At 69.4% G+C, this 18,604-nt stretch carries 20 protein-coding genes; 4 read left to right on the forward strand and 16 right to left on the reverse strand.

Annotation, left to right across the window (positions count from 1 at the left end):
* Positions 1-67: 67 nt before the first annotated feature.
* From GEM_RS31780 to GEM_RS08495, 3 genes are all read right to left on the reverse strand, one after another.
* Positions 68-211 carry a hypothetical protein gene (locus GEM_RS31780; protein WP_014896999.1) on the reverse strand — a complete coding sequence of 48 codons (144 nt, stop codon included), beginning with the start codon at positions 209-211 and terminating at the stop codon, positions 68-70.
* Complete coding sequence (locus GEM_RS08490) at positions 208-579, reverse strand: GFA family protein (protein WP_014897000.1); 372 nt, start codon at positions 577-579, stop codon at positions 208-210. The genes GEM_RS31780 and GEM_RS08490 overlap by 4 nt, the downstream gene beginning before the upstream one ends.
* 184 nt (positions 580-763) lie before the next feature.
* On the reverse strand, positions 764-1,864 hold the full coding sequence (locus tag GEM_RS08495) for an NAD(P)H-dependent flavin oxidoreductase (protein WP_014897001.1): 1,101 nt from the start codon (positions 1,862-1,864) through the stop codon (positions 764-766).
* Between the two features lie 1,093 nt (positions 1,865-2,957).
* Between GEM_RS08495 and GEM_RS08500 the strand changes: the two genes are divergently transcribed.
* The gene (locus GEM_RS08500; protein ID WP_014897003.1) at positions 2,958-4,415 is read left to right on the forward strand and encodes an MFS transporter; all 1,458 of its coding nucleotides are present in this window, start codon (positions 2,958-2,960) and stop codon (positions 4,413-4,415) included.
* 66 nt (positions 4,416-4,481) lie between these two features.
* Here GEM_RS08500 and GEM_RS08505 read toward each other — a convergent pair whose 3' ends face one another.
* Positions 4,482-5,375 carry a LysR family transcriptional regulator gene (locus GEM_RS08505; RefSeq protein WP_014897004.1) on the reverse strand — a complete coding sequence of 298 codons (894 nt, stop codon included), beginning with the start codon at positions 5,373-5,375 and terminating at the stop codon, positions 4,482-4,484.
* Positions 5,376-5,483: 108 nt separating this feature from the next.
* Positions 5,484-6,311, reverse strand: a complete 828-nt coding sequence (locus GEM_RS08510; protein ID WP_014897005.1) for an alpha/beta hydrolase — start codon at positions 6,309-6,311, stop codon at positions 5,484-5,486.
* 27 nt (positions 6,312-6,338) lie between these two features.
* Between GEM_RS08510 and GEM_RS08515 the strand changes: the two genes are divergently transcribed.
* Complete coding sequence (locus tag GEM_RS08515) at positions 6,339-6,548, forward strand: hypothetical protein (RefSeq protein ID WP_014897006.1); 210 nt, start codon at positions 6,339-6,341, stop codon at positions 6,546-6,548.
* 58 nt (positions 6,549-6,606) lie between these two features.
* Here GEM_RS08515 and GEM_RS08520 read toward each other — a convergent pair whose 3' ends face one another.
* Genes GEM_RS08520 through GEM_RS08530 form a run of 3 tightly spaced genes read right to left on the reverse strand, consistent with a single transcriptional unit; the run spans position 6,607 to position 9,180 of the window.
* Entirely contained in the window at positions 6,607-6,990 is a 384-nt protein-coding gene (locus GEM_RS08520; RefSeq protein WP_014897007.1) for a VOC family protein, read from the reverse strand.
* Between the two features lie 15 nt (positions 6,991-7,005).
* Positions 7,006-7,968 carry a hydroxymethylglutaryl-CoA lyase gene (locus tag GEM_RS08525; protein WP_014897008.1) on the reverse strand — a complete coding sequence of 321 codons (963 nt, stop codon included), beginning with the start codon at positions 7,966-7,968 and terminating at the stop codon, positions 7,006-7,008.
* Positions 7,969-7,989: 21 nt separating this feature from the next.
* Positions 7,990-9,180: a CaiB/BaiF CoA transferase family protein gene (locus tag GEM_RS08530; RefSeq protein ID WP_014897009.1), complete on the reverse strand. Its 1,191-nt coding sequence runs from the start codon at positions 9,178-9,180 to the stop codon at positions 7,990-7,992.
* Positions 9,181-9,453: 273 nt separating this feature from the next.
* On the opposite strand from GEM_RS08530, the gene GEM_RS08535 reads away from it, so the two are divergent.
* Positions 9,454-10,428 carry a D-2-hydroxyacid dehydrogenase gene (locus GEM_RS08535; RefSeq protein WP_014897010.1) on the forward strand — a complete coding sequence of 325 codons (975 nt, stop codon included), beginning with the start codon at positions 9,454-9,456 and terminating at the stop codon, positions 10,426-10,428.
* Positions 10,429-10,685: 257 nt separating this feature from the next.
* Here GEM_RS08535 and GEM_RS08540 read toward each other — a convergent pair whose 3' ends face one another.
* Positions 10,686-10,898: a hypothetical protein gene (locus tag GEM_RS08540; protein ID WP_014897011.1), complete on the reverse strand. Its 213-nt coding sequence runs from the start codon at positions 10,896-10,898 to the stop codon at positions 10,686-10,688.
* Between the two features lie 216 nt (positions 10,899-11,114).
* Between GEM_RS08540 and GEM_RS08545 the strand changes: the two genes are divergently transcribed.
* Positions 11,115-11,408, forward strand: coding sequence for a DUF4148 domain-containing protein (locus tag GEM_RS08545; protein WP_014897012.1), 294 nt, complete (start codon positions 11,115-11,117; stop codon positions 11,406-11,408).
* 140 nt (positions 11,409-11,548) lie between these two features.
* Here the strand turns inward: GEM_RS08545 and GEM_RS08550 are convergent, their stop codons facing one another.
* The 7 genes from GEM_RS08550 to GEM_RS08580 all read right to left on the reverse strand — a co-directional run bounded on the left by GEM_RS08550 (position 11,549) and on the right by GEM_RS08580 (position 18,517).
* Positions 11,549-11,986 (reverse strand): hypothetical protein, encoded by a 438-nt coding sequence (locus tag GEM_RS08550; RefSeq protein WP_014897013.1) that lies wholly within the window; start codon positions 11,984-11,986, stop codon positions 11,549-11,551.
* A gap of 190 nt (positions 11,987-12,176) precedes the next feature.
* Positions 12,177-13,100, reverse strand: coding sequence for an ABC transporter permease (locus GEM_RS08555; RefSeq protein WP_014897014.1), 924 nt, complete (start codon positions 13,098-13,100; stop codon positions 12,177-12,179).
* Positions 13,100-13,972, reverse strand: a complete 873-nt coding sequence (locus tag GEM_RS08560; protein WP_014897015.1) for an ABC transporter permease — start codon at positions 13,970-13,972, stop codon at positions 13,100-13,102. Before GEM_RS08560 ends, GEM_RS08555 begins: the two co-directional genes overlap by 1 nt.
* A gap of 46 nt (positions 13,973-14,018) precedes the next feature.
* Entirely contained in the window at positions 14,019-15,098 is a 1,080-nt protein-coding gene (locus tag GEM_RS08565; RefSeq protein WP_014897016.1) for an ABC transporter ATP-binding protein, read from the reverse strand.
* 49 nt (positions 15,099-15,147) lie between these two features.
* On the reverse strand, positions 15,148-16,314 hold the full coding sequence (locus GEM_RS08570) for an ABC transporter substrate-binding protein (protein ID WP_014897017.1): 1,167 nt from the start codon (positions 16,312-16,314) through the stop codon (positions 15,148-15,150).
* Between the two features lie 278 nt (positions 16,315-16,592).
* Complete coding sequence (locus GEM_RS08575) at positions 16,593-17,168, reverse strand: RBBP9/YdeN family alpha/beta hydrolase (protein WP_014897018.1); 576 nt, start codon at positions 17,166-17,168, stop codon at positions 16,593-16,595.
* 17 nt (positions 17,169-17,185) lie between these two features.
* Positions 17,186-18,517: an MFS transporter gene (locus GEM_RS08580; RefSeq protein ID WP_014897019.1), complete on the reverse strand. Its 1,332-nt coding sequence runs from the start codon at positions 18,515-18,517 to the stop codon at positions 17,186-17,188.
* Positions 18,518-18,604: the final 87 nt, after the last annotated feature.

The raw sequence follows: 18,604 nt of genomic DNA on the forward strand, positions 1-18,604 counted from the left end.
ATCTTATCGGAAGCATGATTATCGTTTCCGATCAAGAGGTTCGACTGACCCGCGTGCCCGCCCTGCGTCAGGGGCGCGCGCCGTCGTTCCGATCCCGGCGGTCGCCGCTGCGCTGCCGGCTCACCGACAACAGCGAGCACTGCACCGGATGCGCGATTTCGGTCGCGAGGCCGCCCGCTGCAAACAGCAGGATCATCAGCCAGCGTTTCATGCGTCCTCCACGACGGAAAGGCTCGCGCCGTCGGCGACCGCCGCGTCGAGCGCGTACGGATCGACGCCGTCGAGGCAGCCGAGGTTGACGCGCCAGCACGCGGGATCCTTGCGCGTCTGATGGAACGGATAGACGCCGCAACGGCTGCAGAAATAGTGACGGGCCGTGCGCGTGTTGAAACGGTAGACCGTCAGCGCGCCCTCGCCTTCGACGATTTTCAGGTCGCGCGCATCGAACATCGGGCTCATCAGCGCGCCGCGACGGCGGCAGAGACTGCAATTGCAACGAACGGCCGGTGCAAGCGCGGTCCGGACTTCGAATCGGACGGCTCCGCAATGGCAGGATCCGTTGAACCAGGTGGCAGACATGTCGTGCTCCTCGAGAGGTCATGTCTGCTTTATAGCGGGCCCGGGCCGATGCGTTGTATCGCGCTGTATCCGCGCCGCGTGCGGATACAGAACATTGCAATTTCGTGGCCGGCGATGCGGATCGCGGCGTATGCGCCGGTCGCCGGCGCACGCGACGGGAGACGCGCGACGCGTGGCGGGGCAATCAGTCCAGCGCGTGCTGTAACCGCGCGATGGCCGCCCGCGTCTCGCGCTCGAGCGTCGCGAATAGCTCGGCGGCCGGCAGCGACCGGACGAGCGGCGCCGCCTGCCCGGCCCATTGCGCGCCGTAGCCGAATTCGCCTTGTGCCTTCGCGGCCGCATGCAGCGCCTTGCCCGCGTCGTACGCGATCGGATAGGCCGGCGTGGCGGGTGCGCGCGGATCGTCGCCGAGCGCGGTCAGGCGGTTCGCGATGCCGCGCGCGATCCGGCCGGAGATCGCGGCTGTCAACGTGGTGTGGCGTGCCGTGTCGCCGAGGATCGCGCGGCGATAGCCGTCGTCGATCGACGTCTCGGGGCAGGCGACGAATGCGGTGCCGAGCTGCGCGGCCTGTGCGCCGAGCGCGAGCGCGGCGGCGATGCCGTCGCCGTCCATGATGCCGCCGGCCGCGATCACGGGCAGCGCGCATTCGCGCACGATCAGGCGCGTCAGCGCGAACGTGCCGAGCCGATCGTCGCGAGCCGCCGGATCGAACACGCCGCGGTGCCCGCCGGCCTCGATGCCTTGCGCGACGATCGCGTCGATGCCGGCCGCGGCGATCTGCCGGGCTTCGTCGGGATGCGTCGCGGCCGCGAACAGCGTGATGCCCGCGCGCTTCAACACGGCGATTGCCTCGTCGGACGGTAGCCCGAAATGAAAGCTGACGACCGCGGGTTTTTCTTCGAGCAACATCGCGAGCATCGCATCGTCCTCGACGAAGCTCGTGTAGATCTCCGACAGCGACGCCGGCGGCGTCGCGCCCTGTTCGCGGAACGCCGGCGCGAGCCAGTCGAGCCACGCGCGCTCGACGGCGGCGTCGGCGCGAGCCGGCTGGTGGCAGAACAGGTTGATGTTGAACGGCCGGTCGGTGAGCGCGCGCGTGTCGCGAATCATCTTGCGCGCGCCGTCGGCGTTCGTCGCGCCGACGCCGAGCGAGCCGAGCCCGCCCGCGTTCGACACGGCAGCCGCCAGCGCGGGCGTGCTGACGCCGGCCATCGGCGCCTGGATGATCGGGATGCGGATGCCGAGCGTGCGCAACAACGTCCGGTGGTCGGTCGGGGGATTCATGTCGTGCGTCTCCTGTGGGCGGCGCGAACGCAAACGGGAAGCGTGCCGCGGGCGGCACGCGCGGTGGCCGGCGGGCCGGCGTTTCGAAAGTCCAGCTCTCAGGATAGCGGACCGGGAAAACGCATCCAAGTCTGCCGAACGGCAGATGTGCCGTCGCCCCGCTTCGTGAAATGCTGCGGCCACGCGTCCTTCCCGAACCGCCCGCGATGAGCGAATTGCCAGCCATGCCCTCGTCCTTCCTCGTCACGCGTGGCGTGCTTGCCTGCGCCGCGACGTTGCTGGTCGCCGGGCCGGCGAGCGCCGGTTCGGCGCCGGACCTGCCGGCCGGGTTGCCGGTGTCGACGTCCGCTCCTTCGGTCCGCACGAGCAAGCGGCCGCGCAGCTCGGCATCGCGCCGGACCTGGCGGCCAGATTGCAGGCTGTTGCGTCGGATACGGTCCGGCATGAACGGGCCGATGCCGACGCCGGCGCGTTGGCGCCGGCCGGACGTCCCGACCCGTGCGCGTCGCAATGAGCGCCAACGGGGCGCGCCCTGCGTGCCACATCGTTCGATCGAGATAGAAGCAGCTGAATGCGCGAGGCCGGGCCCGCCACCCGATCGCGCGGCGCCGGCCGGACGTCCCAACCCGTGCGCGTCGCAATGAGCGCCAACGGGGCGCGCCCTGCGTGCCACATCGTTCGATCGAGAGAGAAGCAGCTGAATGCGCGAGGCCGGGCCCGCCACCCGGTCGCGCGGCGCCAGCCGGCACCGCTGATACCGAGCCGTGCCGCAGCGCATCACAAAGCGCCGAACACGCGCACCGCCACCCATGGTTTTCCCTGCCCGTACGTTCGCGCAGCGGCCGGCCCCCCGTCTGACGCCCGCCCGGCGGGCATTCCGCAGCCTTTCTGCACGGGAAAGGATGCTTGAAGCATCCGCAATTATCGAGCCATGCAAATTCGCCCACCATGTTTCGGACGATCGGCGCCGCCCGCGCATCCGGCCTTTCGCGGGCCTTGCGGGCACGGGCGGTGCGTCGTGCGATCGGGCCGGCGATGCCGGCCGCGAACGGCCGGGCCGCGCGCCACGGCAAATCGATAATCAGGAGACACGATGAACAGCCAATCCCTCGACCTCGGCGGCAACGCGGCCGGACCTGCGTCCGCTCCACCGGCCGCGGGCCGGGCCGGTGCCGATCCGGCGCCCCTTCCCGCCCGCGGCATCACGCTCGGCGAATTCATGGACGACCTGCCGGTCGGCGCATTGCACCGGTTCGTCGTCTGGGTGATCGGTATCGGGCTGTTTTTCGACATGTACGAGATCTTCCTCGTCAGCACGATCGGTTCCGCGTTGCAGAACGAATACGGGCTGAGCCGGCAAAGCGCCGATTTCAAGCTGTTGCTCGCTTCCGCGTTCATCGGGATGTTCGTCGGCGCAATGTGTCTCGGCAGCCTCGCGGACCGCATCGGCAGGCGCAAGGCGTTCCTGATGACGCTCGTCTGGTACAGCGCGTTCTCGTTGATGGGCGCGTTCTCGGTGAACGCCGACATGCTGGTCGCATGCCGGTTCCTGACGGGTATCGGCGTCGGCGCGATCTATCCGGTCGCCGACAGCTTCCTGTCGGAAATCCTGCCGAAGGAAAAGCGTGGGCGGCTCGCTGCGTGGGCCTATACGACCTCGTACGTCGCGGTGCCGCTGGTCGGCTTCCTCGCGCTGTGGCTGAATCCGCTGCATGTCGCCGGCGTGGCCGGCTGGCGCATCATCCTCGCGATCGGCAGCCTCGGCGCCGTGTACGTGCTGCTGGTCCAGCACCGCCTGCCGGAAAGCCCGCGCTGGCTGCTCGCGCAAGGCCGCACGGCGGACGCGCATGCCGCGGCGCGGCGCTTCGCGGACAGCGCCGGCGTGCGCGTGCCCGAGCAGTTCGCGCAATCGGCCGAACCGCAGCGGCCGCTGAGCCTCGGCGAGCGCATCGCGCTGCTGCGCCGCCAGCCTTACGGTGCGCGCTACCTGATGCTCGCGGTGTTCCACCTGTTCCAGGGCTTCGGCTATTACGGCTTCGGCACGCTCGCGGGCACGGTCGTCAAGAGCCGCGGTTTTGACGTGACGGACAGCACGCTGTTCATCGCGCTGTCGTTCATCGGCTATCCGATCGGCTCGCTGCTGTCGATCCCGCTGCTGAACTGGATCGAGCGCCGCACGCTGGTGATCGTGTCGATCCTGTCGATCGCCGCGTTCGGGCTGTGCTTCGCGTATTCGGGCAATACGATGCTGATCGTCTGCTTCGGGTTCCTGACGACCTGCGCGTCGAACGTGTTCAGCAACGCGTATCACGTGTACCAGGCCGAGATCTTCCCGGCCCGCGTGCGCTCGACCGCGATCGGCAGCACGTACTCGCTGTCGCGCATCGTCAGCGGCGCGCTGCCGTTCATGCTGCTGCCGGTGCTCGCCGCATACGGCGCGGGCGCGATGTTCGGCGTGATCTCGATCGCGCTCGGCATCGTCGCCGTCACGCTGCGCGTACTCGGGCCGCTGACCACGCGGCGCAGCCAGGACGACATCAATCCGGTCTGACGCGGCGACCGGCACGGGGCGTGCGCATGCGTGCTCCGTGGCCGGTCTGTCGCGCTTGCGGCGCGCTCAGCGCGCCGACATGAAATCGAACAGCTTCGCGATGTCGGTGGTCAGCACGGAGCCGGCCTTGACGCCGACCCACAGCGTGCGCGTCGCCCACGCGTCGTCGAGCTTCACGACGCCGAGCCGCGACGCGCGCTCGCGGGTCACCGCATCGCGCGGCAGCACGCCGATCCCGAGCCCGGCCTCGATCATCCGGCTCACGCCGTCGAAATTCGATACCTGGATGCGCAGCTTCAGCGACCGCTCGGCCGCGAACGCGGCGTCGGTCATGCGCGCGAGCAGCGAACTGCCGTCGCTCAAGCCGACGTAGTCCTCATCGAGCGTATCCGCGAAGCGGATGCTGTCGTGCGCGGCGAAGCGATGCCCGCGCGGCACGAGCAGCACGAGCTCGTCGCGCCGGTACAGCCGGCGTTCGATGCCGGGCGCCGGCACGTTGTCGGCGAAAACGCCGAGATCGGCCTTGCCGGACGCGAGCGCGTCGACGATCTCGTGGCTCAGCCGCTCCTCGAGGCTGACCTTGATGCCCGGGTTGCCGGTGAGGAACGCGGCGAGATCGGCCGGCAGGAACTGGACGATCGCCGACGTGTTGGTCCACACGTGAATGTGGCCGCGCACGCCGGCGACGTAATCGCTCATCTCGTGCGCCATCCGGTTGACCTGCTCGATTACCTTCGCCGCATGGTCGAGCAGCGCGCGGCCCGCGGGCGTCAGCTCGACGCCGCGTGCATGCCGGACGAACAGCGCGCTGCCGGTCACGCTTTCGAGTTCGGCGATCCGCTTGCTGACCGCGGATAACGTGAGCTGGCCGTGTTCGGCCGCCTTGGTCAGGCTGCCGTGCTCGGCGACCAGCGCGAATACGCGCAGCGACTGCAGATCGAAATGAAGCGGGTTCACCATGTCGGGGTTCCTGGAAAGCCGTGCGGCGCAAACGGCCGGTGCCGGCGCGGCCTGATGGCGATCATACGCCCGGCCGCGCGCGGCGCGAAATGGCGCAAGACGGCCCGGTCAGCGCGCCGCGAGCGCCTGCAATGCGGCGAGCATCGCGCTGTCGGGTGTCGCGAGATCGTCGAGCACCGTGAAGTGCTGCATGCCGGGCAGCCAGGTGCGCGCGATCCGTTCGCCGGCTGCTTCGCACGCATCCGCGTAGTCGTGCGCGTGCCGCACGAGCTCGGGCAACTCGGCCGCGCCGACCGCGACGACGGTCGGGGCACCGGGCCCGATATGGCGCAGCGGGCTGTAGGCGGCGATTTCCTGCGCGGTGAGCTTCAGCTTGTCGTCGAGCACGCACAGCGAGATCGGTTCGAGATCGACGAGCGGGCTGATCGCGAGCGCCGACACGACGGCCGGATGCGCGCGATACACGGCCGTCAGGTGGCCGCCCGCGGAGTGGCCGCTCAGGTGGATCGGCCGGCCTGCGGTGCCGATGCCGTCCGGGTCGGTCGCGAGATGGTCGAGCAACGCGCCGATTTCGCCGACGATGTCGGTCATCGATGCGGTCGGGGCAAGCGTGTATTCGGCGAGCACGACGTCGAAGCCGCGTGCGAGCGGCCCGGCGGCGGCGTATGCGAAATCCTCTTTCGCGCAGTGCTGCCAGTAGCCGCCGTGAATGAACACGAACAGCGGCGCGTCGGGCCGGCCGCACCGCAGCCAGTCGAAGCGCTGCGCGGGACCCGCGCCGTAACGCAGGTCGCGGCGGCCCGGCGTCGCGTCGTAAAGCGCCGCGCTGCGCGCCTGGCAGGACGCCAGTACCGCCGGGAAATCGGGAATGGCTTTCGTGTTCAGGTAGGCGGCGTCGAGCGCCGCGCGGTCCATGCCGCGATAGAGGATGGTCATTCGGGAAGCGCCTGGGTCGGATTGCGGATGCGCGGGACGGTCTCGCTGCCCGCTGCCAAGGCGGCGGACGAGCCGCCGCCGATGCAGGCCATTATCCGCACCGCAACCCGGGCCGGCTATCCGGAATCGGCGGGTGCGGCGCGCCCCTGTCCGCTTTCGGCGGAGGCGTGCCGCGCAGCAGTCGCGTCGAGCCGGCGCATGCACGAACCGAAGGACCGGCGCGACGATGCCGCATGACAAAGCCGCACGACCGCCGCCACTCGGCGCGATTCAACTCAACGCGACTCAGGGCAACTCAGATCAACTCGGAGATCTCGATCAGGTTCAGGTCCGGATCGCGTACGTACACCGACCGGATCTTCTGCGTCGCACCGGTGCGCTCGACGGGCCCTTCGACGATCGGCCATTCGACGCGTTGCAGATGCGCGATCACGTCGTCGAGCGGCACGGCCGCGATGAAGCACAGGTCGAGCGCGCCGGGCACCGGCACGTGCGCCTTCGGCTCGAATTCCGCGCCGCGCACGTGCAGGTTGATCTTCTGGTTGCCGAAGCGGAACGCGAGCCGGCCCGCGCCGAAGGTTTCGAGCTGCATCTGCATCACTTCCGTGTAGAAGTGCTTCGTCCGCTCCGGATCGACGCAGGTCAGCACGAGATGGTCGAGGTGGTCAATCAACGCCATGTGATTCGCTCCTGTTCACGAGAAAGCTCGCTGCGCCGGCATGTCGCCGGCTGCGGCGGGCGGCGGCGGATGAAGGTCCGAGCGGCGCCCGGCCTTCAGGATCTGGCTCGGTACGTCATGCCCGATCAGCGCGGGCAGCCGCGCGGCCGCGGCGAGCACGGCCGCGAGGTCGATGCCGGTATCGTAGCCGTCGAGCGCGAGCATGTGCACGAGCTCCTCGGTGCACGCGTTGCCGGTCGCGCCTGGCGCGTACGGGCAGCCGCCGAGCCCGCCGAGCGATGCGTCGAAGCGGTCGATGCCGGCATCGAGCGCGGCGAGCGTGTTCGCGAGCGCCATACCGCGCGTGTTGTGAAAGTGCAGCGTGAGCTGCAGCGCGCCGAAGCGTTCGCGGGCGCGTTCGCCGAGCGCGCGCACCTGCGACGGGTACGCCATGCCGGTCGTGTCGCACAGCGTGAAGCCGCGCACGCCGAGATCCGCGAAGCGCTGCATCCACGCGAGCACGGTTTCGGCCCGGACGTCGCCCTCCATCGGGCACCCCATCGCGGTCGACAGCGACACGTTGATCGCGACGCCGGTGCCGCGCATCGCGTCGATCACGTCGCGCAGCTGGGCGAACGACTGCTCGCGGGACATCCGCAGGTTCGCACGGTTGTGGCTCTCGCTCATCGACATCACGAGGTTCACCTCGTCGACGCCGCACGATAGCGCGCGCTCCGCACCGCGCACGTTCGGCACGAGCACCGTATAGACGACGCCCGGCGCGCGCACGATGCCGTGCATCACGGCCTCCGCGTCGCGTAGCGCGGGGATCGCCTTCGGCGACGTGAACGACGTGACCTCGATCTTCGCGTAGCCGCATGCGCTCAATGCGTCGACGAGCGCGATCTTGTCGTCGGTGTCGACGAACACCGCTTCATTCTGGAAACCGTCGCGCGTCGCGACTTCGTGGATGTAGAGTCGTCGGGGTTGCTTGCTCATGTCGTCGTTCCTTTGCCCGGTTCAGATCACGCCGCGCGCGCGCCAGTCGTCGCGCGTCGCGGCATCGATGCCGATCGATTCGAGTACCGCGTCGGTATCGGCGCCGAGCGCGGGTGCCGGGCGCTCGATGCGCCCCGGCGTCGCGCCGAGTTTCGGCACGATGCCGGGCACGAGTACCGGCGTGCCGTCGGGCAGCGCGGCGTCGACGATCATGTCGCGCGCACGGTAATGCGGATCGGCCGCGATGTCCGCGACGTCGTAGATGCGCCCGGACGGGATGCGCGCTTCGTTCAGCGCGGCCAGCACGTCGTCGAGGTCGTGCCGTGCGCTCCATTCGCCGATCGCCGCGTCGATGCGCGCGACCTGCGCGACGCGCCCGTCGTTGTGCGCGAGCGCGGGATCGTTGCCGAGATCGGGGCGCCCGATCAATTCCATCAGGCGGCGGAAGATGCTGTCGCCGTTGCCGGCGATCAGCGCGTACTTGCCGTCGCGGCAGCGGTACGCGTTGGTCGGCGCGATGCCGGGCAGGCTGCTGCCGGCCGCCTCGCGCACCGCGCCGAACGCCGAGTATTCGGGCAGCAGGCTTTCCATCATGTTGAAGACCGATTCGTACAGCGCGACGTCGACGACCTGCCCCTTGCCGCCCTGCTGCTCGCGATGGCGCAGCGCGAGCAGGATGCCGATCACGCCGTGCAGCGCCGACAGCGAATCGCCGAGCGACACGCCGACGCGCACCGGCGTGCGGCCGGGCTCCCCGGTCAGGTGCCGCAGGCCGCCCATCGCCTCGGCGATCACGCCGAAGCCGGGCCGGTTGCGATAAGGGCCGGTCTGGCCGAAGCCCGACACGCGCAGCATCACGAGCCCGGGGTTGATCGCGGACAGCGCGTCCCAGCCGAGCCCCCAGCCTTCGAGCGTGCCGGGCCGGAAGTTCTCGATCAGCACATCGGTCTCGGCGACCAGGCGGCGCACGACGTCCTGCCCTTCGGGCGTGCGCAGGTCGAGCGCGAGCGAGGTCTTGTTGCGCGACTGCGCGGCCCACCAGACCGACGTGCCGTCGTGCAGGAGCCGCCATTTGCGCAGCGGGTCGCCGACGCCGGGCGGCTCGACCTTGATCACGTCCGCGCCGAATTCGGCGAGCATCCGGCCCGCGAACGGCCCGGCGATCAGTTGGCCGAGTTCCAGCACGCGGATGCCGTCCAGGGGTCTCGTCATGGCTGTCTCCGATGAAATCGTGTTGTCGATGACAGCGATCATGACGACGTTCGCGCACGGCGAAAATCGATCGATGCTCAACCAGCCTTTCCCGAACGGAAAGGCATGCATGGCGGCGCACCGGGAGCATGCCGCGCCGGCCTGCATGCGAGCGTGCGCCCGCCTTTCCGTGCGGGAAAGCGCGCTCGCGCAACGGTCAAGCCGGGGCCGGCGCGCCGTTGGCAGAATCGTTGCCGTTGCGCGCCCGCCGGGCGCCCGTCAGCGAGACCCGCCATGTTTTCCAGCTCCTCTCCCGCGAAGATCGTGTTTCTCGACCGCGCGACGCTGTCGCCGCAGACCGTGCTGAAGCCGTTCCCGTTTCCGCACGTGCTCCAAACGTTCGAACGGTCGGCCGCGCACGAGGTGGCCGCGCGCATCGGCGCCGCGGACATCGTCGTGACCAACAAGGTCCGGCTCGGCGCGGCGGCGCTCGACGGCGCGCCGCACGTGAAAATGATCGCGATCGCCGCGACCGGTACCGACATCGTCGACCTCGACGCCTGCGCGGCGCGCGGCATCGTCGTCAGCAACATTCGCGGGTATGCGGCGCGCACGGTGCCCGAGCACACGTTCGCGCTGATCTTCGCGCTGCGGCGCAGCCTCGTCGCGTATCGCGACGCGGTGCGCGCGGGACGCTGGCTCGACAGCGGACAGTTCTGCTTCTTCGATCACCCGATCCGCGACCTGGCCGGCTCGACGCTCGGGATCGTCGGCGACGGCGTGCTCGGCCGCGCGGTGGCCGGCATCGCGCGCGCGCTCGACATGCGCGTGCGGTTCGCCGCGCACGGCGACGCCCGGGACGCCGACCATGTGCCGCTCGATACGCTGCTGCGCGACAGCGACGTGATCACGCTGCACTGCCCGCTCACGCCGGCGACGCGGCACCTGATCGATGCGACCGCATTCGCGCGGATGGCGCGCCGGCCGTTGCTGATCAACACCTCACGCGGCGGGCTCGTGGACGAAGACGCGCTGGTCGACGCGCTGCAGTCGGGACAGATCGCGGGCGCGGGTTTCGACGTGGTCACGCAGGAGCCGCTGCCGGCGGTGCATCCGTTCCACGCGATCCTGTCGCATCCGGCGTTCATCCTGACGCCGCATGTCGCGTGGGCGAGCGACGAGGCGATCCAGGCGCTGGCCGACCAGCTCGTCGACAACGTCGCCGCGTTTGCGCGCGGCGAACCGCGGCAGGTCGTGACGGCGGGTTGAGTGTGGCAGGCGCGAACGCGCAATGAGGCCGGGCGCAGCGCCCGGCGTCGGCACGGAGGACGTGACGACAGGCAGGCGTGACGGCACGTTGCGGACAGGATGCCGCAGCGGGATCGGAAAATCGGGGAAGTGGTAGTCAGGCGACGCGCGGCCGGAACCGGTGCGCGTGTGCGCGTGATGCGCGCCGCCAGCGCGGTTCGGCCATCGGCCGCGCGTCGGCGGGAATCAGCAGGGGGGCGTCAGCGGGCCGGCAGGCTTCAGTAAGCGGACATCTCGACGCAAGGATCGACCTTGGACGGCGAGCAGATGACCGAATACTTGGCGCTTTCGCGCATCAGCGCTTCGCCTTCGTGCAGCGCGATCTTGATCTCGGGGTGACGCTCGTACGCGAGGAATGCGGAGCAGACGACCGCCGACATCACGACCAGGGAAAACACAAATTTTTCAAGGGATTGGAAACGTTCGGGCATGGTTCGACCTTTCTTCTAGGCCGTGATTATAGCTCGAATTAAGGGTTTTCCCTATACGACGACCCGCATACCGAGGATCGATTCGACCGATGACGGGCAGCGTTCGCGCCCTTTTTGCTCGTTAATCCACGCTTAAGCGCCGGTCGAACAAGATGGGGTCACCGGTTGCGGCGCGAGTGCCGCGCCGGATGCCCTGTTTTTTCGGAGATCCTGAACATGAAGACCGCCCTTTCCGTGCTCGTTCTTGCCGCCGCGCTGGCGGCCCCTGCCGTGTCGTTCGCGCAATCGGCCGCCACGCCCGTCACGCGCGCCGAAGTCGTCGCACAGTTGCAACAACTCGAACAGGCTGGCTACAAGCCGCTGAAGAGCCAGTATCCGGACGACCTCCGCGCCGCCGAAGCGCGTATCGAACAAGGGTCGGGGATCGGTGCGGATGCCGGCGCGTCGAGCGCGTCGGGTCGCCCGGCGCTGACCGAACCGGTGGCCCGTACGGCCGGTCGCGGGCGCTGACCGGCGTGCAACCCGCGCGGGCCGTCGCCGTCATCGCTGGCGGGTCGCCCGGTTGCCAGCGTCGGAATGAAGGAACGGTGCGGTCCCGAGCGCCGGGACCGTACCCGGAACACAGCGCGACGAAGGCCGCCGCCAGTGCGTCACTGCGGCGCGGACGCGCCACTGGCCGCGTTGCCGGGCCACGCCTTGCCGATCCGGTCGATCAGCGACTTGGCGGCGCCCGTCGCGAGCGCCGCGTCGACGCCCGAAGTCTGCCACGCGCCGTCCGCGGCCTGCACGAACGTCAGGTTCGCGCGCGACGGCGCGTAATCGCTATTGCGCCACTTGACCACGACGTCGCACGTGTAGGTGCGTTCGCCGACCTTCTTGCAGTCGCCGTCGGGCTTCGCCGAGATCACGTCGGCGGACACGGGCAGCGGCTGGCCGAACAGCGCGTTCAGGCCGCCGTGGTTTTCCGCTTCGAGCGCGCGGCGCACCGCCGCGTCGACGTCGCGCGATCCGGGACCGTCGTGGAGCAGATTGCAGGCGGCCAGCAGCGTGGCGGCACAGCCGAGCGTCAGCAGCGTTTGAAACTTCATGGAACTCCGTGCATCGGGTGAACGTCGGATCGCGGCGGCAATGCATGCGAACGCATCGCCGAGCCGTATGCCGCGTAGTCTGCAACGTCCGCGCGTCGTGCGCGGTATCCATTTGTAACCAATTGCACGCAGGCCTGCGGGCAAACGGGCGGCCGGCACGACGCACCCGCCCCGCCGCTTTCGTTCGGGCCTACTGCCGCTCCTGCTTCACGCGGCTGACGAGCTGCGTCGGGCTCACGAACTGCAGCGCGATCACGACCCAGACGAGCGTGATGGCCATGTAGATCATCGCCATCGCGTCGATCGACTGCGGCGCACGCACGCCGGTCGAGAACACCGCGTAATACAGCGCGACGACGAGCGTCTGCGTGCTCGGGCCCGCGGTGAAGAAGGTCAGCTCGAACATCCCGATCGTGCGCACCAGCACGAGCAGCCCCGCCGCGAGCATGCCGGGCACCAGCAGCGGCAGCAGCACGTAGCGAAAATAGCGCCACGTGTTCGCGCCGAAGATGCGCGCGGCGGCCTCGAGATTCGGATCGATCTGCTCGATGAACGGCGTCATCACGAGGATCACGAACGGCAGCGCCGGCACGAGGTTCGCGAGGATCACGCCGGGCAGCGTGCCCGCGAGCCCGACCTTGTACATCACGGTCGCCATCGGGATCCCGTACGTGACGGGCGGCACCATCAGCGGCAGCAGGAACACCAGCAGCGCGAAGCGCTTGCCGCGGAACTGCACGCGCGCGAGCGCATAGGCGGCCGGCACGCCGAGCGCGACCGACAGCAGCACGACCGCGCCGACGACTTCGACCGTCACCCACAGCACGCTGGCGAGCTGGAAGTCTTCCCACGCCTTTGCGTACCAGTGCAGCGTGAAGCCCTGCGGCAGCGGCGTGCCGAACCAGCGCGTCGCGACCGAGTTCACCGCGACGGTCGCGATCAGCAGCATCACGTTCAGCAGGAAGAACGCCATCAGCCCCCACACGAGCGCCTTCCATGCTCGGCCGGCGAGGCTGCCGCGCAGCTTTTGCGGCTTCATCGCGTTGACGGGCTGTGCGCCGGGCGGGCTGTGCTTCGGCGGCCACGCCGGCGCGGCATGATTGTCGGTCGCCATCAGCCCTTGCCTCCCGTGACCGGACCGGTATAGAAGAAGCGGCGCGCGCCGAGCATCGACGCGACCACCAGCAGCTGCACGAAGCCCATCACGATCGCGATCGCCGACGCGAGCGAATAGTCGTAGCTCTCGAACGCGGCCTCGGCGGCCGCGATCGAGATCACGCGCGTCGGTCCGGCCGGCGCGCCGAGCAGCACGGCCGACGGGAACACCGAGAACGCCTGCACGAACGACAGGCACGCGGCCATCGTGAGCCCCGGCACGAGCAGCGGCAGGTAGATCTGCCGGAACTGCTGCCACGGGTTCGCGCCGAGCGTGGCCGCGGCGCGCGCGAGCGTCGGGTCGATGCCGCTGATGTACGACAGCACCAGCAGGAACGCGAACGGAAAGCCCGACACGATCAGCGACAGCAGCACGCCCCAGTAGTTGTGCGTGAGGCGCACTTCGTCCGTATACAGGTGCAGCCCCTGCAGCGCCTGCGGGAACCAGCCGTTCGGGCCGAAGTACGTGAGCATCCCGTCGGCCACGAGCACCGTGCCGAGCGTGACGGGAATCACGAGCAGCGTCGTGACGAACTTCTGGTACGGCGAGTTGCGGCGCAGCGCGAACGCGACGGGCACCGAGATGCCGACGTTGATCAGCGTCGCCGGCACCGCGAGCTTCAGCGTGACGAGCACGGTCGGCCACATCGCGGTATCGGTGAAGAACTGCACGTAGTTCGCGAGCGCGCCGCCGCCGTTCATCGGCTGGAACGACAGCACGAGGCCGTACGCGAACGGATAGATGAACAGCGCGACGATGAACGCGAGCGCCGGCGTGACGAGCCACGCCTTCGCGTCGCGCGGCGTGCTGCCGGTCGCGAGCGTGCTCATGCGGCCTCCCGGTGGCATGCTGTCGGGCACGCTGCGCGGAGGCCGTTCATTGCGCGTCTCCTGGATAGACGAGCGTGCGCGCCGGCGCCACGCGCAGCCGCAGTCGCTCGCCTTCCGCGAATTCGCCGGCGACCCGCGCCCAGATCGCGCCGAACGGCGTGATCGCGCGGATCAGCGAGTCGCGGCCGCCGTATTCAACCGTTTCGACGGTCGCGTCGAAGGCGTTGTCGGCGCCTGCTTCCGCGCGCTCGATGTCGTCGGGGCGCAGCGCGACCACGACCTCGTTGCCGTCGAAACCGGCCATCGGCACGCCCGCGATGCGCACGCCGGCCGCGGCGACGTTCACGTAGTCGCCGGCCATCCCTTCGAGCGTGAACGGCAGCACGTTGCGATAGCCCATGAAGCGCGCGACGTGCAGGTTGTGCGGGCGCGTGTACACGTCCTTGGGCGACGCGATCTGCTGCACGACCCCTTCCTTCATCACGACGATCCGGTCGGCCATCGACAGCGCCTCGTCCTGGTCGTGCGTCACGTAGATCGTCGCGCGTTCGAGCTGCGTGTGGATGCGGCGGATCTCGGCGCGCATCTCGATGCGCAGCTTCGTGTCGAGGTTCGACAGCGGCTCGTCCATCAGCACCAGCGGCGGCTCGATGACGATCGCGCGCGCGACCGCGACGCGCTGCTGCTGTCCGCCCGACAATTGCCCGGGCAGCTTGCCCTCGTGGCCGACGAGCTGCACGAGCTCGAGCGCCTGCTGCGCGCGCCGCCGGGTTTCCTGCTTCGGCACGCCGCGCATCTTCAGCCCGAAGCCGACGTTGTCGAGCACCGACATGTGCGGAAACAGCGCGTAGTTCTGGAACACCATCCCGAAGCCGCGGCGCTCGGGCGGCAGCACGTCGATGCGCATGTCGTCGAGCCAGATGCCGCCGCGCGTGAGCGGCTGCAGACCGGCGATGCAGTTCAGCGCGGTCGACTTGCCGCAACCCGACGGGCCGAGCAGCGCGATGAACTCGCCGCGCCTGATGTCGAGGTCGAGCCCGTCCAGTGCGGCGACCTGTGCGCCTTCCGCATTGGTGAAGCTGCGGCACACGCCGTCGAGCCGCAACCGTTCGAAACTGTGCTTCATTGCGCGAACTCCGTCGGCGCGGGCGCCGCAGCGCCCGCGGGTTCATGCGTCATTTCGACTTCTGCGCACCGATCTCGCGGTCCCACTTCTGGAACGCGGCGACCATCGCCTGCGCGTTGAGCGGCTGCACGTGCGGACGATCCGCGAGCAGCTTCGCGTACTCGGGGCGGCCGAACTTCCTGATCACTTCCTGGCTGTGCGCGGGCGCCATCTCGAGCGTCACGCCCTTCACCGCCGGGCCCGGATAGAAGTAGCCGTCGTCGTAGGTCATCGCCTGCTGGGCCGGTTCGAGCAGGAAGTTCATCAGCTTGAACAGCACGTCGAGCTTGTCCTTCGGCACGCCCTTCGGGATCACCATGTAGTGCGCGTCGTTGACCCACGTCATGTTGTCGAACGCCTGGATCCGGAACTCGGCCGGCACGATGCCGAGCGCGCGCGGGTTGAGGTCCCAGCCGGTGACGGTGACGGTCATGTCGCGCGTGCCTTCGCCGAGCTCCTTCATCACGGCCGACGTGCCGCCCGGGTAGTACGGGACGCAGTCGTTGAGCTGCTTCAGGTATGCCCAGGTCTTGTCCCAGCCGTTGATCGGGTCCTGCGGGTTCTTGTCGCCGAGCACGTACGGCAGCCCCATCAGGAACGTGCGGCCGGGGCCCGAGTTCGCCGGGCGCGCGTAGATCAGCTTGTTCGGGTGCGCCTTGCACCACGCGAGCAGCTGTTCGGGCGTCTTCGGCGGATCGCTGACCTTCGCCGGGTTGTATTCGAGCAGCGGGCCGGCCGGCATGTAGGTGACTTCGAGGCCGAAGCCCTGCGCGAGATCCTGCATCTTGCGCGGGCCGGGTGCGTACTTGTCGAGCACGCCGGGCAATGCGCCCGCGTTGTCGGGCAGCAGCTTCAGCCACAGGTTCTGCTCGATGCCAGCGGCCAGCGCGTCGGTGCCGGTCAGCACGAGGTCGATGTCGGCGCGCCCCGCTGCCTGCATCGCCTTGATCTTGCCCGGCAGCTGCGGCGCGGGCGCGTTTGTGAACGTGACGTTCGAGACCAGGTTCGGGTTCTTTTCCTTGAACGCCTCGATGGCCTTCTGCGTGAGCTGCAGGTTGCCCGCGACGTCGACGACATTGAGCGACACGGGCGCCGCGACGGCGGCCGCGGCCGACAGCGTCAAGCCCAGCGCCAGGGCGATCCGTCGGACACGGCGCGCGATCGTGGTGGTGTTCATGTCTCCTCGCTTCGGTCGGTGGATGGGACCTTTCTTTCAGGAAATCATGACGGCGTTATACGATGTCGGTCAACAAAAAACCGAGCGGCACGGGGCGGGAATTTCCCTAACAAAAACCTTCCGTTTGTCGACGATTTGCTGATTGACCGATTTCGGGGCGCGACGCGGCAACGGTTGTGTGGTGTGTTAGGACGTCGTATATCAACGGGCGCTGAAATGGAATCGGTTCATGTCGACGCGCCGGCACACAGTCGTGTCCGGCGCGCCGCGCACGGGGTTCAGGCCGCACCGAGCGCGATCACCTCTGCGATCAGCCGCTCCGCGTCCCGCCACTCGCCGTACCCGGACGCCGGGTTCAGGTGCCCGACCTCGCCGAGATCGACGAGCCGGCTGCCCCACCCGGCCGCCAGCGCTTCGGTGCGTTCGAAGCGTGCGAGCGGATCGTTGCGGCTCGCGGCCACGATGCTCGGAAACGGCAGCCGCCGGGTCGGCACCGGCGTCCAGCCGTGCGCGTCGAGCGCAGCGGGTGTCGGATAGCCTTCGGGCATCGGCGTGTCGAGATCGGCCGGCGCCGCGAGCAGCGCGCCGTGGATCGCTCGCGTAGCCTGCCGTGCCCAGTGCGCGGCGATCATCACGCCCGCGCTGTGCGCGACGAGGATCACGGGGCCGTCGATCGCGGCCAGTGCCGCATCGAGTGCCGCGACGCGCGCTGCGCGGCTCAGCTTGTCGGCTTCGAGCGGCGCGACGGAACGCGCGTTCGGCAGGCGCCGTTCGAGATGCGTCTGCCAGTGGTCTTCGACGTGATCGCGCAAGCCGGGCACGATCAGGATGGTCGGCGTAGTCGCCAGGGTCATGCAGCCTCCGGGAGGGTTCAGGAAAGGTGGTGGGATGCGCGCCGTTCGCGTTCGACACGGGCGAGATCTGCGGTGTAGCTCGCGCGTCCGATCGCGAACAGCACGGCGGCCGCGAGCGGCACGACGGGAATCCATTGCAGTGCGCCGACGAGACCGGCGCGATCGGCGGCCCATCCGGTCAGCAGCGGGCCCGGCGCCATGCCGAGCAGGTTGTTGGCGAGCGTGAGCGTCGCGAATGCCGACGCGTGGATCGCGGCCGGCGTCAGGTTCGCGACCATCGCCCCCGACGCGCCGGACGCGCCCGCACCGACCAGCATGCCTGCGCAGATCAGCGCGAGCTGCAGCGGCCCGGGCGGCAGCCGGAACGCGATCGCGAGGCACACGCCCGTCAGCACGCAATACGCGATCGCGGTCAGCCATTTGCGCGAGCCGTCGGCGCGGCCGACCCGGTCGGTCACGATCCCGCAGCCGACCATCCCGACGCCCGACAGCAGCACGAAGCCGGCCGCGAGCACCGCGGCGCGGTCGGGCGCCATCGCGTAATAGCGGTTCAGGTAGCTCGGCAGCCAGGCGAACAGCGCACCGGGCACGAACAGGTGCAGCCCGCTGCCGACATACGCGCAGATCACCGAACGCGATGCGAACAGTCCCGACATCAGCGCGCGCACGCTGCCGCGCAGGTCGCGCGGCGCGTCGGCATTGGGCCGGCACGGTTCGACGCGGCAGGCCGCGAGCCGCCGCTCGGTGACCACGCCGCGATACGCGACGAGCAGCACGATGCCGAGCGCGGCCATCACGCCGAACGACCAGCGCCAGCCGAGATGCGCGCCGACGAGGCCGCCGAGCGCCATCCCGAACACGGAGCCGAACGCGCCGCCGGCCATGAACGCGCCGGTCAGCGTCGCGCGCAGGCGTGCGGGAAAGATGCTGAGGATCAGCGCGACGCCGACGCTGCCGTACGCGGCTTCGCCGAGCCCGACGAGCCCGCGCGACACGAGCATTTCGGCGTAATTGGTCGACAGCGCGCAGCCGAGCGTCGCGACGCTCCACAGCGCGGCCATCAGCACGATGCTGCGCACGCGGCCGAAGCGGTCGGCGAGCACCGACAGCGGAAACGTCAGCAGCCCGACCAGCAGCGCGACGACGCCGGACAAGGAACCCAACTGCGTGTCCGACAGCCCCCACGCGTGCTTGAGCAGCGGAAACACGGCGTTGAGCACCTGCCGCGACATGTAGTCCGACAGCAGCAGGCCGACGGTCAGCCCGAACACGAGCCAGGCGTAGGCAGGCGCGCGCCGGCCGGTGGCGGCCACGTCCTGCAGCGACGGCTCGACATGATGAATCAGCATGCGTGTCTCCTCCGGCACCGGTGCGGCAACGCGCCGGCGCGGCTTGCGCGGCCCCGCTCCGTTCGGCGGAGCTTGCCTCGCGCGCTG

It is taken from the genome of Burkholderia cepacia GG4, assembly GCF_000292915.1.
Lineage (GTDB): Bacteria > Pseudomonadota > Gammaproteobacteria > Burkholderiales > Burkholderiaceae > Burkholderia > Burkholderia cepacia_D.